Annotated in this window: 12 protein-coding genes; 4 read left to right on the plus strand and 8 right to left on the minus strand. The window is 35.2% G+C overall.

The features are described 5' to 3' along the window. Nucleotides 1–25 precede the first annotated feature (25 nt). Genes P8625_RS07840 through P8625_RS07850 form a run of 3 tightly spaced genes read right to left on the minus strand, consistent with a single transcriptional unit; the run spans nt 26 to nt 2,402 of the window. The gene (locus P8625_RS07840) at nt 26–1,561 is read right to left on the minus strand and encodes a M56 family metallopeptidase (protein WP_279652890.1); all 1,536 of its coding nucleotides are present in this window, start codon (nt 1,559–1,561) and stop codon (nt 26–28) included. Beyond that, a complete protein-coding gene (locus tag P8625_RS07845; RefSeq protein ID WP_279652891.1) occupies nt 1,558–1,926 on the minus strand; it encodes a BlaI/MecI/CopY family transcriptional regulator in 369 nt (122 codons plus the stop codon). Before P8625_RS07845 ends, P8625_RS07840 begins: the two co-directional genes overlap by 4 nt. 5 nt (nt 1,927–1,931) lie before the next feature. Beyond that, the gene (locus P8625_RS07850) at nt 1,932–2,402 is read right to left on the minus strand and encodes a hypothetical protein (protein WP_279652892.1); all 471 of its coding nucleotides are present in this window, start codon (nt 2,400–2,402) and stop codon (nt 1,932–1,934) included. A gap of 116 nt (nt 2,403–2,518) precedes the next feature. On the opposite strand from P8625_RS07850, the gene P8625_RS07855 reads away from it, so the two are divergent. The 4 genes from P8625_RS07855 (at nt 2,519) to P8625_RS07870 (ending at nt 6,845) form a co-directional block, all read left to right on the plus strand. After that, entirely contained in the window at nt 2,519–3,019 is a 501-nt protein-coding gene (locus tag P8625_RS07855; protein WP_279652893.1) for a DUF456 domain-containing protein, read from the plus strand. A gap of 520 nt (nt 3,020–3,539) precedes the next feature. Then, nucleotides 3,540–5,234, plus strand: a complete 1,695-nt coding sequence (gene lysS, locus P8625_RS07860; RefSeq protein ID WP_279652894.1) for a lysine--tRNA ligase — start codon at nt 3,540–3,542, stop codon at nt 5,232–5,234. A 459-nt stretch (nt 5,235–5,693) separates the two neighbouring features. Next, nucleotides 5,694–6,257 (plus strand): YceI family protein, encoded by a 564-nt coding sequence (locus P8625_RS07865; RefSeq protein WP_279652895.1) that lies wholly within the window; start codon nt 5,694–5,696, stop codon nt 6,255–6,257. Nucleotides 6,258–6,260: 3 nt separating this feature from the next. Beyond that, entirely contained in the window at nt 6,261–6,845 is a 585-nt protein-coding gene (locus tag P8625_RS07870) for a hypothetical protein (protein ID WP_279652896.1), read from the plus strand. A 54-nt stretch (nt 6,846–6,899) separates the two neighbouring features. On the opposite strand, the gene P8625_RS07875 is transcribed toward P8625_RS07870, so the two are convergent. The 5 genes from P8625_RS07875 to P8625_RS07895 all read right to left on the minus strand — a co-directional run bounded on the left by P8625_RS07875 (nt 6,900) and on the right by P8625_RS07895 (nt 14,001). Next, complete coding sequence (locus P8625_RS07875; protein ID WP_279652897.1) at nt 6,900–9,446, minus strand: adenosylcobalamin-dependent ribonucleoside-diphosphate reductase; 2,547 nt, start codon at nt 9,444–9,446, stop codon at nt 6,900–6,902. Between the two features lie 178 nt (nt 9,447–9,624). Continuing rightward, nucleotides 9,625–10,803, minus strand: coding sequence for an AIR synthase related protein (locus P8625_RS07880; RefSeq protein WP_279652898.1), 1,179 nt, complete (start codon nt 10,801–10,803; stop codon nt 9,625–9,627). A 56-nt stretch (nt 10,804–10,859) separates the two neighbouring features. After that, nucleotides 10,860–11,345, minus strand: a complete 486-nt coding sequence (locus tag P8625_RS07885) for a GNAT family N-acetyltransferase (protein ID WP_279652899.1) — start codon at nt 11,343–11,345, stop codon at nt 10,860–10,862. 10 nt (nt 11,346–11,355) lie between these two features. Further along, on the minus strand, nt 11,356–11,814 hold the full coding sequence (locus P8625_RS07890) for a GNAT family N-acetyltransferase (protein ID WP_279652900.1): 459 nt from the start codon (nt 11,812–11,814) through the stop codon (nt 11,356–11,358). Between the two features lie 3 nt (nt 11,815–11,817). After that, on the minus strand, nt 11,818–14,001 hold the full coding sequence (locus tag P8625_RS07895) for a glutamine synthetase III family protein (RefSeq protein ID WP_279649928.1): 2,184 nt from the start codon (nt 13,999–14,001) through the stop codon (nt 11,818–11,820). Nucleotides 14,002–14,089 lie beyond the last annotated feature (88 nt).

Below are 14,089 nucleotides of genomic sequence, written 5' to 3' on the forward strand. Positions count from 1 at the left end.
ATTATTTATGACCAAGATACTTAATTTATTTTACCTCAAAAGTAATGGGTAAGGTATACCCTACACTTACCTTTTTACCATTGTGCTCTCCTGGTTGCATTTGAGGCAATTTTCGTACTAATGCTTCTACATGTTCTTTTATTGTTGCATGTGGTGCTCTTGCCTCAATGCCTGTTACATTACCATCTTTATTTATTTTATAACGCACATAAACTCGTTGCTTCCCAGATGTTAAGTCTAAACCTTTGGTGATGGAAGTATCAAAATTATCTTGCACAAATTTCATCATGCTTTTATTAAAACAGTCCTTATCTCCTTCTGCACAGCCTGGAAACGTGGGTGCTTTATCCAGTAAGGAAAAAGGAACAACTCCAGCGTCCAGCTGAGTTGTTTTCCCAAGCTCTTTATATTTTTCTATGGATGGTTTTCCTAAAGCAACCATTCTTCTACCATTCTCAGCTTCAAAAACTCTAAATTTTAACTGAATTACTCCTATCTTGTTAAAGCTTTTTAATAAAGCAGCATACTCATCTCTCTCTTCTTCTGTCAATTCATCAATAGCGTATTCCCTTGTACTCGGCATCCCATCTCCTAAGTATAAATCTAAATATTTACTCTGATACCCCGAAGAAGCTTTCTCTACAATTTTACCATCTTTTTTTTCATAAACTTTTATTGGTTGTTTCACTGATTTTTTCTCAATTGTATCTTGCTCACTTGTACACGATGTATATAAAAGCATACTTCCTAACAGTGGAATTAAAACGAGATACTTTAGTTGCTTCACTTTTTTAGAGGGTGTTTTTGTAATCATAGCAATTCGTTTTTTAATGATGGAATGTTTGTAAAATTGATTGATGAATGAAATATGTTCTACCTGAAAAATATCAGCAAGTAAATGGTTGATATAGTTTTCTTTTTTATCTGATTTACTAGCCACCGCATCTGAAATATATTCGTGAACTAGTGAGATACGATTTTGATATACATAAACCATTGGATTGAACCACATACCTATTTTTAACAACTCAAAAAACAGCAAATCTACCGTGTGTTTTTGTTCGCTATGCACCAACTCATGCTCAATAATTTTTTCTCTTTTTTGAGTAGGAATCTCATTACCTAAAAAAATATAATTGAAAAATGAGAAGGCTTTTGTTTCTTTTGGAAGCAATACCAACTTGTAGTTTCCTTGTTGCCTGATACCATACTTCAAAATCAATCGAATAATTCGTTCTAGCTTCACTAAAAACATCACAAAAAACAGGAAGCATCCACACCAAAACACAACATCTAAGTAATTTACAGATTGATACCATGCTGCTTTTTCTAGTACTTTTTGAGGAGACAACACCACCTCTGGCAACAACGTATAGTACTGTTGAGGCACTGCTTTTTGAACTGTTGGAATTTTAAACAGTGGTAACAAAAACGAAAGTACTACGGTACTTAACAAGTATCCTCTATTTTTGTTAAAAAATGTTTCTTTACTTAAAAAGAAATCATACACCGCCACGAAGAGGACTTGAAACAATATAACTTGAATAAGATAGTTTATCATGACTTTTCATTTTTATTCACTTCCTTTAGAATACTTTCTAGCTCTTGGATATCCATGTTGTTTTCTTTCATAAAAAAAGACACCATGCTTTTAAATGATCCACCAAAATAACCGTTCATTAACTTGTGTAAACTCTCATTACTATACGCTGATTTTTCTATCAACGGATAATAAACATACCCCCTTCCTTTAGGTTCGTGCCCTACAAATTCTTTCGTTTCTAAAATTCTAATAATGGTTGAAACCGTATTATAGGCGGGTTTCGGTGCTGGTAATTCGGTGATTACTTCTTTTACCGAAGCTTTTTGTAACTTCCATAAAACTTGCATTATTTGCTCTTCTGCTTTCGTTAATTGTTTGTGCATTTTTACTAGTTTACATATTTTACCTTACCGCATTGGGCATATTGTTCGTTTCTTTCTAAAGCTATCGTTAGCTTTGAAACGTTATCAGACAATATCTTTTTATAGGCTTCCTTTTTATCATCGGTAACGCTTTCATTCATCACTTTAAAAGCCATATAATTTATTTCTCCATCTTTATTAAAATAGATTTTATTGAGTATTTTAACAGCGCTGTCTCTAACTTCCCAATCAAAATTATTTTCTTTTAGTATTTTCCCTACTTGTGTATGAAAACCACTCCACGACTTCATTACCGTTTCATATTCTTTAGCTGTTGTAAGCTGAGCATTCAATAAATTTTTATACTTGGTATCTAATTCTAATTTCTTTATCTTGTTCAACGCAACTTCGTCTTCAAGATTTATAATAACTCCCCTATTTTCTTTACTACAGGAGAATACCACTAACAACAAACAGAATAGCAATACGTTTTTCATGTCTTATATTTTTAATTCAAAAACAAATATAACTAAAAAACTAGTTTAAACTAGTTTTTTAGTTAATAAATATGTAACAAAGTTCATTGAACTTCGTCTTATCAATAAAAAAATTAATGGATATATTTTTGTTAGTTCTAGGTTTTGTATTTGCTTGCTTGGGAATTGTTGGGTCTTTTTTACCTGTGCTACCCGGTCCTATTACCAGTTGGGTGGGCTTGTTATTATTACATTTAACGAAAGTCGTTCCACAAAACTGGAGCTTTTTAGGTATTACATTGGCTATTGCACTTCTCATCTTTTTTCTTGATTATATGATTCCTGCCATGGGAACCAAACGTTTTGGAGGTACAAAATATGGCGTATACGGAACCACGATCGGATTGATTGTTGGATTGTTTTCTCCCATTCCTTTTGGTATTTTAATAGGTGCTTTTGTGGGTGCGTTGGTAGGTGAACTTCTGTATGATAGTAAAGATACCAACAGAGCTATGAAAGCTTCTTTTGGAGCTTTTTTAGGTTTTTTAGCTTCTGCTACCATTAAATTTTCGGTTTCATTGGTGTTTTTAGGCTTGTTTATTATGAAGTTTTGGGAGTATAAAGATGCTTTCTTTTAGAGTACGAGCTCTATTAACAATTTCTTTTAGAATACACTCATGGAACATCGTATGGTATGAAAAAAGTTAGCAAATACACTTAGCCCCGATTGCAGCATTTGTTTGAGCTCTCCCGAACCTTCGGGAAGCGAGTGCGGAAAGCGGGAATAGCTTCTGATACAATTATGAATTACGAATTGTGAATTGTGAACTAATTCAGAGAAAAATAAGCGCTCTTTTATATATAGATAATTACACTTTTACACTGTATAAAAACCTAACTAAAGGGCAAAAAAAAAGCAACCCATCTAAGGGAAGCTTTCCATTGGTTAACAAAACCGTGATACTATTTAAAGTATCTAACAACACAACTAAATGCTGTCCTTTTAAAATCAGACAGCCTGCAAATATACATTCTTTTTTAAAACCTACAAACAAAAAACAACTTTTTTATAAAATCTATACCCCACTACCATTGCCTAATTTTGTAATTGATTGTATCTTTGCAACTTTAAATTAAAATTACTTAAAAATTAAGTCAATGCAATTATCAGAACAAGAAGTTGTACGTAGAGAAAAACTATCGAAATTACGTGAATTGGGTATCAATCCGTACCCTGCAGATTTATTTCCATTAGATTCAAATTCCAAACAGATTAAACAGGAGTTTAAAGAAGGAAAGAAGGTAGTAATTGCGGGTAGATTAATGTCTCGTCGTATTCAAGGAAAAGCTTCTTTTGCTGAATTGCAAGATAGTGCAGGACGTATTCAAGTATATTTTAACCGAGATGAAATTTGTACTGGTGAAGACAAAACCTTGTACAATGAAGTATACAAAAAGTTATTAGATATTGGTGACTTTGTAGGTATTGAAGGAGAGTTGTTTAAAACACAAGTTGGTGAAATTACGGTAATGGTCAAAGATTTTAAACTATTAAGCAAATCGCTAAAGCCATTACCCTTACCTAAAGTAGATTCTGAAGGAAACACTTTTGACGGTTTTACAGACCCTGAAATGCGTTACCGCCAGCGTTATGCCGATTTGGCTGTGAATCCGCAAGTAAAAGAAGTATTTGTAAAGCGTACCAAATTATTCAATGCCATGCGTCAGTTTTTTAACGACGCTGGATATTTTGAAGTAGAAACGCCTATTTTACAACCTATTCCAGGAGGTGCTGCGGCCAGACCTTTCGTTACCCATCACAACGCCTTAGACATTCCGTTGTACATGCGTATTGCGAATGAATTGTACTTAAAGCGTTTGATTGTGGGTGGTTTTGACGGTGTGTATGAGTTTTCTAAAAACTTCCGTAACGAAGGGATGGACAGAACACACAATCCTGAATTTACCGCCATGGAAATTTATGTAGCTTACAAAGACTACAACTGGATGATGGAGTTTACCGAAAAATTATTAGAACACTGTGCGTTGGCAGTTAACGGAACTACCAAAGCTACCTTTGGAGAGCATGAGGTAGATTTTAAAGCACCTTATGCACGTGTTACCATGGCAGATGCCATCAAACACTTTACTGGTTTTGATATCAATGGAAAATCGGAAGATGAAATCCGAAAAGCGGCTCAAGACATGGGTATCGAGGTAGATGACACCATGGGGAAAGGAAAATTAATCGATGAGATTTTTGGGGAAAAGTGTGAAGGCAACTACATTCAGCCTACCTTTATTACCGATTATCCGAAAGAAATGTCTCCGTTGTGTAAAGAACATCGTGACAATCCTGAATTAACAGAGCGTTTTGAACTCATGGTCTGCGGAAAAGAAATTGCCAATGCGTATTCTGAATTGAACGACCCCATCGACCAACGCGAGCGTTTTGAAGCACAATTGAAATTGGCTGACAGAGGGGACGATGAAGCGATGTTTATCGATCAAGACTTTTTACGTGCTCTGGAATACGGAATGCCTCCTACCTCTGGATTGGGAATTGGAATGGATCGTTTGGTTATGTTTTTAACGAATAATCAATCTATTCAAGAAGTATTGTTCTTCCCGCAAATGAAGCCCGAGAGAAAAGCGCCAACGGTTGAGTTAAACGACGATGAAAAAGCATTGTTAACTTTACTTGAAAAAGCTGAAAAAATAGAATTAAACGAATTAAAATCTCAATCTGGTTTATCGAACAAGAAATGGGACAAAACCATCAAAGGCTTAACCAAAAATAACCTTGCCAAAGTTGAAAAAACTGAAGAAGGCTTGTTTGTGGAAATTATATAAAACAATTCTGAGAAGTGCTCCGAATACAGTTCGAGAGTTCTTAAAAATTTAATAGTAAGTAAAAAGCACCCCTACTGGTTACTGAGCGTAGTCGAAGTAAGGTTGCTTTTTTTGTTTGGTTTTATACTATTTTGAAGTAAGTTCGGGATACAATATCAAATTTGCTTGACAATTTTTTTGTCTGTTGTCTCGAACTAACAACACGAAAAAATTATTCGCAAAATGTATAACTCTTATTATTGAAATGTCTCATCACTCATACTTCACGCTATCTACTTGATATTCTGTTGATTTTAGTATATCGAATTTAATATTGTATCGAAAACTCAAGTTAAATAAAAAAGAGAGAAACTTCGTGTTTGTTCTTTTTTTACAATTCTCCACACTTCTTTTACTTTTTTTTGACACTTTTCTATGAATACTGAAATAGTTTTATCTGACATTTTAAAAATCAATCAGATGAAAAAATTTATTATCGCACTTATTTGTACTACATGGATACCTACCACTGCTAATGCACAAGAAAAACTATACATTGATGTTACTGAGAGTACTATTAAATGGATTGGAGAACTTACTTTCCATTTTGGTGGACATGATGGATTTGTCAATTTTAAAGAAGGGTATTTTATAAAAACCGATGATGTAATTACAGGCGGTGAATTTATTATAGATATGAATTCTATTACCAATACCGATATAAAACAACAAGAAGGAAAAGACAATCTTGTAAACCATTTGAAAGACCCTGATTTTTTTGACACCAAAAAATTTCCGTTCGCCAAATTAGTGATTACAGAAGTAAATTATTCAGATAAAACCCATGCAAGAATGAAAGCTGACTTTACTTTAAAAGGAATTACGAAAACCATTAATTTTAGAGTAGAGTTTAATTATAAAGAACGACTAATGAAAACTCGTTTTAAAATAGATAGAAAGCTTTGGAATGTTAATTATCAAAGTAAACTTAAAAATGGTTTTATTTCTGATGCTATTGGGTTTGAAGTATCTGTAAAATTGTAAAAAATGAAAAACAACTTTAGTACACTCGCTTGTTTATTTTTTCTTTGCTCTATAAACCTTTACACCCAAAAGAACGAAGAAGTAAGCTTAATTGATCTAGATAATTCTTGGGGAAAGGAAATTTTTAAGTTTCCTATAAGTTTCGCTCCGAGTATAAACTATCAGGGTATCGAAGAAGCCCGATTTCCTCCAACAGGTTGGTCTGATGTACAACATCCTAACTTTTGGTCGTATACTTTTGCTTGGAACATTAACAAAAAATCAGAAATTACCACAAACGACTTAGAAACTGACCTACAAAAGTATTTTGATGGCTTAATGAGAATAGATACCACCGAAGAATTAAAAGCGTATAAAACGGTCGCTCTGTTTATAAAAAAAGAGAAGCACCTGTTTGTAGGAAAAATTAAAACGTACGATCGATTTACGACTAAAAAGCCAATTGTTTTAAACGTATTAGTAAAAAGTCATTTTTGTAAGAAGCAAGAAAAATTAATCCTCTTGTTTACGTTTTCTCCAAAAAACTTCACGCATCAAACATGGAAAATGCTCAACAAAATTAAGCTTGTAAACGACTATTGTAACTAATCGTAACAAAAAAATCCTCAGATTACTCTGAGGATTAATTAAGTGATACAGCTTTTACCCACATTTGGAGGTTCCACAGTCATTACAAGTCAAGCATCCTTCTTGGTATACTAAATTGCCTGATTTACAATTTTCACAGGTTTGCCCTTTTACTGTTGTTCCGTCTTCAACATAACGCTTTAAGGCTCTCACAACACCGTTTTTCCATGTATTAATCGATTCACTATCTAACTGTAAACTCTGAATTAACTCTACAATTTTATCAATAGGCATTCCGTGACGTAAGGTTCCTGAAAACAACTTCGCATAATTCCAGAATTCTGGATTAAACTTATGCGATAAGCCTTCTATCGTAGTTTTGTAGCCCCGTTTATTTTTGTATTGAAAATCATAACGAGAGCTTCCATCTTCATTTCTGTTTTTTATAATAAACCCTTTCTCTACCCAGCGTGGTAATAAAATACCGTCTTCATCATCAGCTAAACCCGTAAAAATTTCATACGGTTTCTCATCAACCAGCCCGATAAAAGCAATCCACTTTTCTTTTTTGTTCTGAAAGCGAACCACATCAGCCTCTAAAACTTGCGGACGTTTGATTGGAAATGAGGTTAAAGTATGTTCTTCTTGTTTATCGTTAGTTGCTATTAAAACGCCTGATCTCGACCCATCTCTGTACACCGTAACCCCTTTGCATCCAACTTCCCATGCTTTTAAATACAACTCTCCTACCAAATCTTCACTCACATCATTTGGCAGATTAACCGTTACACTTATAGAATGGTCTACCCATTTTTGCACAGCACCTTGCATCGTTACTTTGCTCAACCAATCTACATCATTAGAGGTAGCTTTGTAATAGGGCGATTGCTTTACCAGCTTATCTAGTTCTTTTTGTGAAAAGTTTTGATTCGTGTCTATGCCATTTACTTCCATCCATTGTTTAAATCGGTGATGAAAAACTACGTACTCTTCCCAGGAGTCTCCCACTTCATCTACAAAATCTACACGCACTCCTGTATCGTTTGGATTCACTTTTTTTCTTCGCTTATACACGGGCATAAACACGGGTTCAATGCCCGAAGATGTTTGTGTCATCAAACTTGTGGTGCCCGTTGGCGCAATGGTAAGCAAAGCGATATTTCTGCGCCCGTACTCTAACATTTCATAATACAACTTGCTGTCTGCTTCTTTTAATCGCAAAATAAAGGGATTGTTTTTTTCTCTTTCTGCATCGAATATCGAAAACGCCCCTCGTTCTTTAGCCAAATTTACCGAGGCTCTATAAGTTTCAATGGCTAATGTTTGATGTACTCTTACTGAAAATTCGTTTCCTTCTTTGCTTCCGTAACGAATTCCTAAAGCAGCCAACATATCTCCTTCTGCAGTTATGCCTATTCCTGTTCTTCTTCCTTCATAGGCTTTTCTTCTTATATGTAACCAAAGATTTTTCTCTGTCGCTTTTACTTCATCTAGTTCTGGGTCGGCATCTATTTTCTCTAAAATTTTATCTATTTTTTCTAATTCTAAATCAATAATATCATCCATCATTCGCTGGGCAATGACAATATGTTTTTTAAACAATTCTATATTGAAAGTTGCCTTTTTGGTAAACGGATGTTCTACATACGAAAAGAGATTGATTGCCAGAAGGCGACACGAATCATACGGGCATAACGGAATTTCTCCACAAGGATTTGTAGATACTGTTTTATAACCTAAATCGGCATAACAATCGGGTACCGATTCATTAATAATAGTATCCCAAAACAAAATTCCTGGTTCGGCAGATTTCCACGCATTGTACACTATTTTTTTCCATAATTTTTGTGCTTCGATGGTTTTTGAATACTTCGAATTTTCACTAAAAACAGGGTACTTTTGTGTATATGCTCCTCCTTTTTTTACGGCTTCCATAAACGCATCGTCTATTCTTACAGAAACATTGGCCCCTGTTACTTTTCCTTGCTCTAATTTCGCATCAATAAAATCTTCTGAATCTGGGTGATTGATAGACACCGACAACATCAACGCTCCTCTACGACCATCTTGCGCTACCTCTCGTGTTGAGTTTGAATAACGCTCCATAAACGGAACAATTCCTGTAGAGGTTAATGCCGAATTTTTTACGGGCGACCCTTTGGGTCTTATATGTGACAAATCATGACCTACCCCACCTCTTCTTTTCATAAGCTGCACTTGCTCTTGATCTATTTTCATAATTCCTCCGTACGAATCTGAACCTCCTTCGTTTCCTATAACAAAACAATTAGAAAGTGATGCGATTTGAAACGGATTTCCTATTCCTGCCATCGGGCTTCCTTGCGGCACGATATATTTGAAGTTTTTTATGACTTCGTATATTGCATCTGCAGTTAACGGATTTGCATATTTTTTTTCGATTCGAGCAATTTCTTTGGCAATTCTATGATGCATAGCATCAGGGGTACTTTCATAAATAGTACCTTTAGAATCTTTTAAGGCATATTTATTTAGCCAAACACTGGCTGCCAAATCATCGTTGTTAAAATAAACAAGTGAAGCTTGCAGTGCTTCGTCTCTTGTAACTACTTTTTTAGCTGCGATTTGTGTTGTTGGTTTCATTATTTCATTGAGAATTTAGCGATTCATTAGACGCTTGTAAAACAACTCAAAAAAAATAACTTAAAACATGATTAAAGTCATAAAGTTAATCAAAAAAAAATGTAAAAAACTAAATATTAGCTATTTACATTTTTATCAACCTAAAAAAGTTGTTATTTTATTTCCTTTTTAAGAAAATTTAATACTCAAAGGTTCCGTAGTCACTTTTTATAGTTAGTTGTTTTTTATCCGATTTTTCTACGCTACCAACAACCTGTGCGTTTACGTTGAATGATTTCGATATAGCGATTATCTCTTCTGCAACTTCAGGAGATACGTATAACTCCATTCGGTGACCACAGTTGAAAACTTGATACATTTCTTTCCAATCGGTTTTTGATTGTTCTTGTATCAATTTAAATAAGGGTGGAATCGGAAACATGTTGTCTTTTACAATATGTAGGTTGTCTACAAAATGTAAAATTTTGGTTTGCGCTCCTCCAGAACAATGAATCATACCATGTACCTCTTTTGAAGAGAATTTTGATAAAATTTTCTTGATAATTGGTGCGTACGTTCTTGTTGGCGACAGCACTAACTTTCCTGCATCTATTGGTGAATCAGCCACCGCATCGGTTAATTTCGTATTTCCTGAATACACTAAATCTGAGGGTACAGAAGCATCAAAACTTTCTGGATATTTTTCTGCTAATTCTTTATGAAACACGTCGTGACGTGCTGAGGTTAGCCCGTTACTTCCCATACCTCCGTTGTATGCTTTCTCGTAAGTAGCTTGTCCGAACGATTCTAAGCCTACAATCACATCTCCTGCTTTGATATTTGCATTGTCAATAACATCTGCTCGTTTCATACGAGCCGTTACGGTAGAGTCTACAATAATCGTACGTACCAAATCTCCTACATCGGCAGTTTCTCCACCAGTGGAATGAATGGTAACTCCGAATTCTTTCAACTCCTGAATTAGCTCTTCTGTTCCATTAATAATTGCCGACAACACTTCTCCTGGAATGTTACTTTTATTACGCCCGATGGTAGACGATAACATAATGTTATCGGTTGCTCCTACACATAATAAATCGTCGATATTCATAATTAAGGCATCTTGCGCAATCCCTTTCCATACCGAGAGGTCGCCTGTTTCTTTCCAGTACATGTAGGCTAAAGACGATTTTGTTCCTGCCCCATCAGCATGCATAATTAAACAGTAATCCTCATCGTTCGTTAGGTAATCGGGAACAATTTTACAGAAAGCTTTTGGAAATAATCCTTTGTCAATATTCTTAATGGCGTTGTGCACATCTTCTTTAGATGCCGATACTCCACGTTGCGCGTAGCGTTTAGATACCTCGTTACTCATGTGTTGCGTTGTTGTTGCTGCGAAATTACTTTAAAAACAGTAAACTATCAAAGTAATTATTGTTTTTTACTGCGTCTTTCATACAAAACGGTATCTCTCCAAACACCATCTAACTGCGCTATTTTTTCTCGATATCCTATCTTTCGAAAACCGTATTTGAGATGCAATCGAACACTTGCTTCATTTTCGGGAAATAAGCTTGAATACAAAGTCCAAATACCCTGTGCTTCGGAAGATGCAATGAGCGCTTCCATTAATAAACTTCCTACTCCTTTCCCTGCGATTCCTAGCTTAACATATACACTTACTTCTGCCACGCCGTTATACTCAAATCTTGTTGATACTGGAGCTAGGGCGCACCAACCTACTACCTTACCTGCTTCTAAAGCAATAAACCGAGAGTGCTGATGATGTGACTCGTTCCATGCTTCCCAAATAGGAACTTGAGTTCTGAAGGTAGCGTTTTTAGTTTCAATTCCTTCCTGAAATATAGTAGCTACTTCTTGCCAATGGTTTTGCGTGAGTTTGGCTATATGTATCATGTTATGTTCTTCATAATTGTTTCTGAAAACAAATACTTGATGAAACTTCTTTATAAGGTGCATAGTTTGGAATTACAACATACCCGTTTTTTTGATACAGGTTCACGGCAGACTTCATCGTTTTACTTGTTTCTAAAATAATGGTATCAAACCCTTCTTGCTTTACCCATTCTTCTAATTCTTTTAAAAGAAGTGTTGCGACGTTTTTTCCTCTACTTGTGGGTTTTACATACATTCGCTTAACCTCTACCGTTTTGTTGGCAACTACTTTAAACGCTCCGCAAGCTACAGGCGTTGCTCCTAAATATCCTACCATCACATACGGCAAGACATCTATTGTATTAAACTGCCTGAAAAAGTCATCTTTACTCCCATTTACTTCCGAGAGATACGCATCTAGTTCTTGTACCAAACTAACAAAATTCTCGTCTTTAGAATTTGTTTTCTCAAATTTCAATTCGGTGTTCATTGACTATCGTGTAAACAATAATTCTCTGTACTTCGTTAACGTCCATAGATTATCATCTACCATCAACTCTAACTTATCACAATGATAACGAATTTCATCAAAATAAGGTTTTACTTTGTTACAGTAAGCATCGGCATTTTTTTGTCCTACTAGTTTATTGGCTTTTTTGCGTTCTTCAATCATCTCTTCTACTTTAGAATTAATTTCAACAATATGATTGGATATTTTCTGAATTAAATAGATTTGTTCGTTGGCGTACTTCTCAAAATTATTTCCAAAAATTTCTTTTAACCCCCTTACATTTTCTATCAACGTATTTTGGTATTGAATAGCAATGGGTATGACATGGTTTCTTGCAATATCGCCCAAGACTCTACTTTCAATTTGTATTTTTTTAGAATATTCTTCTAATTTAATTTCATGACGGGCTTCTACCTCTACCTTATTCATCACACCCATTTCTTCGAAAAGGGCTATCGCTTTTTTAGATATTTTAGCTTTTAATGCTTCAGGAGTTGTTTTGTTATTTGACAATCCTCTTTTCTTTGCTTCTTTTTCCCAAGCTTCACCATATCCATCTCCTTCAAATCGAATGTTTTTTGATGATTTTATATATTCTCTCAATACATTAAAAATAGCCTCATCTTTTTTAAATTTTTTGGTGTCAATTAATTCATCTACTTCTTTTTTAAACTCATTTAATTGTTTGGCTATAATGGTATTCAATACGGTCATAGGTCCTGCACAGTTAGACCATGAGCCTACTGCACGTAACTCAAACTTATTTCCTGTAAATGCAAAAGGTGAAGTTCTGTTTCTATCTGTATTGTCTAATAGGATTTCAGGAATCTTCCCTACAATATTTAATTTTAGATCTGTTTTTTCTTCTGGCGATAATTTTCCTTTGGTTACGTTTTCCAATTCATCTAATACCGATGATAATTGCGTTCCTATAAAAACCGATATAATGGCTGGTGGTGCTTCGTTAGCTCCTAAACGATGATCGTTACTTGCACTTGCTATCGATGCTCTAATTAATTCTTCGTAATCGTGAACTGCCTTGATGGTGTTCACAAAAAAGGTTAAGAATTGTAAATTTTTCATCGGAGTTTTACCCGGGCTCAATAAATTAACTCCTGTATCGGTAGACAAACTCCAGTTATTATGCTTTCCTGAACCATTAATTCCTGCAAATGGTTTTTCATGAAACAACACTTTAAATTGATGTCGCTGTGATACTTTTTCCATCACATCCATTAATAATGAATTATGATCTACCGCTAAGTTCGCTTCTTCAAAAATAGGTGCTAACTCAAACTGATTCGGTGCTACTTCATTATGGCGTGTTTTAACGGGTACGCCTAACAACATACATTCGTGCTCTAAATCGCGCATAAAACTCAACGCTCTAGCAGGTATCGAACCAAAATAATGATCGTCTAACTGCTGCCCTTTTGCTGGCGCATGTCCTAACAAGGTTCTTCCCGTCATCATAATATCAGGACGCGCGGCTGCCAACGCTGTATCTATTAAAAAATATTCTTGCTCCCAACCTAGGGTTGCATTTACTTTACTTACGTTCTTATCAAAATATTTACAAACTGCTGTAGCTGCGGTATCGACTGCTTGCAAAGCTCTTAACAATGGTGCTTTGTTGTCTAACGCTTCGCCCGTATAGGCTACAAAAACGGTTGGAATACATAGGGTAGTACCATAAATAAAGGCTGGTGATGTTGGATCCCATGCAGTATATCCGCGTGCTTCAAACGTGTTTCTAATTCCTCCATTAGGAAAACTAGACGCATCTGGCTCTTGTTGTACCAATTGACTTCCATCAAACTTTTCCATAGCTCCTCCTCCGTCTATGGTTTCAAAAAAAGCATCGTGCTTTTCGGCAGTTGCTCCGGTTAAGGGTTGAAACCAGTGTGTGTAGTGTGTGGCTCCTTTAGACAATGCCCAATCTTTCATACTTAAGGCAATCTGGTCAGCCGTTTTTCTATCAATCTTCGCTCCAAACTCAATTGCATCTATTACACTTCGATACGCTTCTTTAGTCATGTACTGACGCATGGCTTGTTCGTTAAACACATTTTTACCAAACAATTCTGAACGACGATCGTTCTCTTCTATTTGTATTGGCTTTCTATTTAAAACCTCTTGTAATGCATTAAATCTTAAAATTGACATATTAATAGGGTATTAGATTTTATTTTCAAAAATACACTTTTTAAGCAAACACCCCCTAAAAAACAGGGGTCAAAATGATTAAAAGTTA

This window comes from Tenacibaculum tangerinum, assembly GCF_029853675.1.
GTDB classification, from domain to species: Bacteria; Bacteroidota; Bacteroidia; order Flavobacteriales; family Flavobacteriaceae; genus Polaribacter; species Polaribacter tangerinum_A.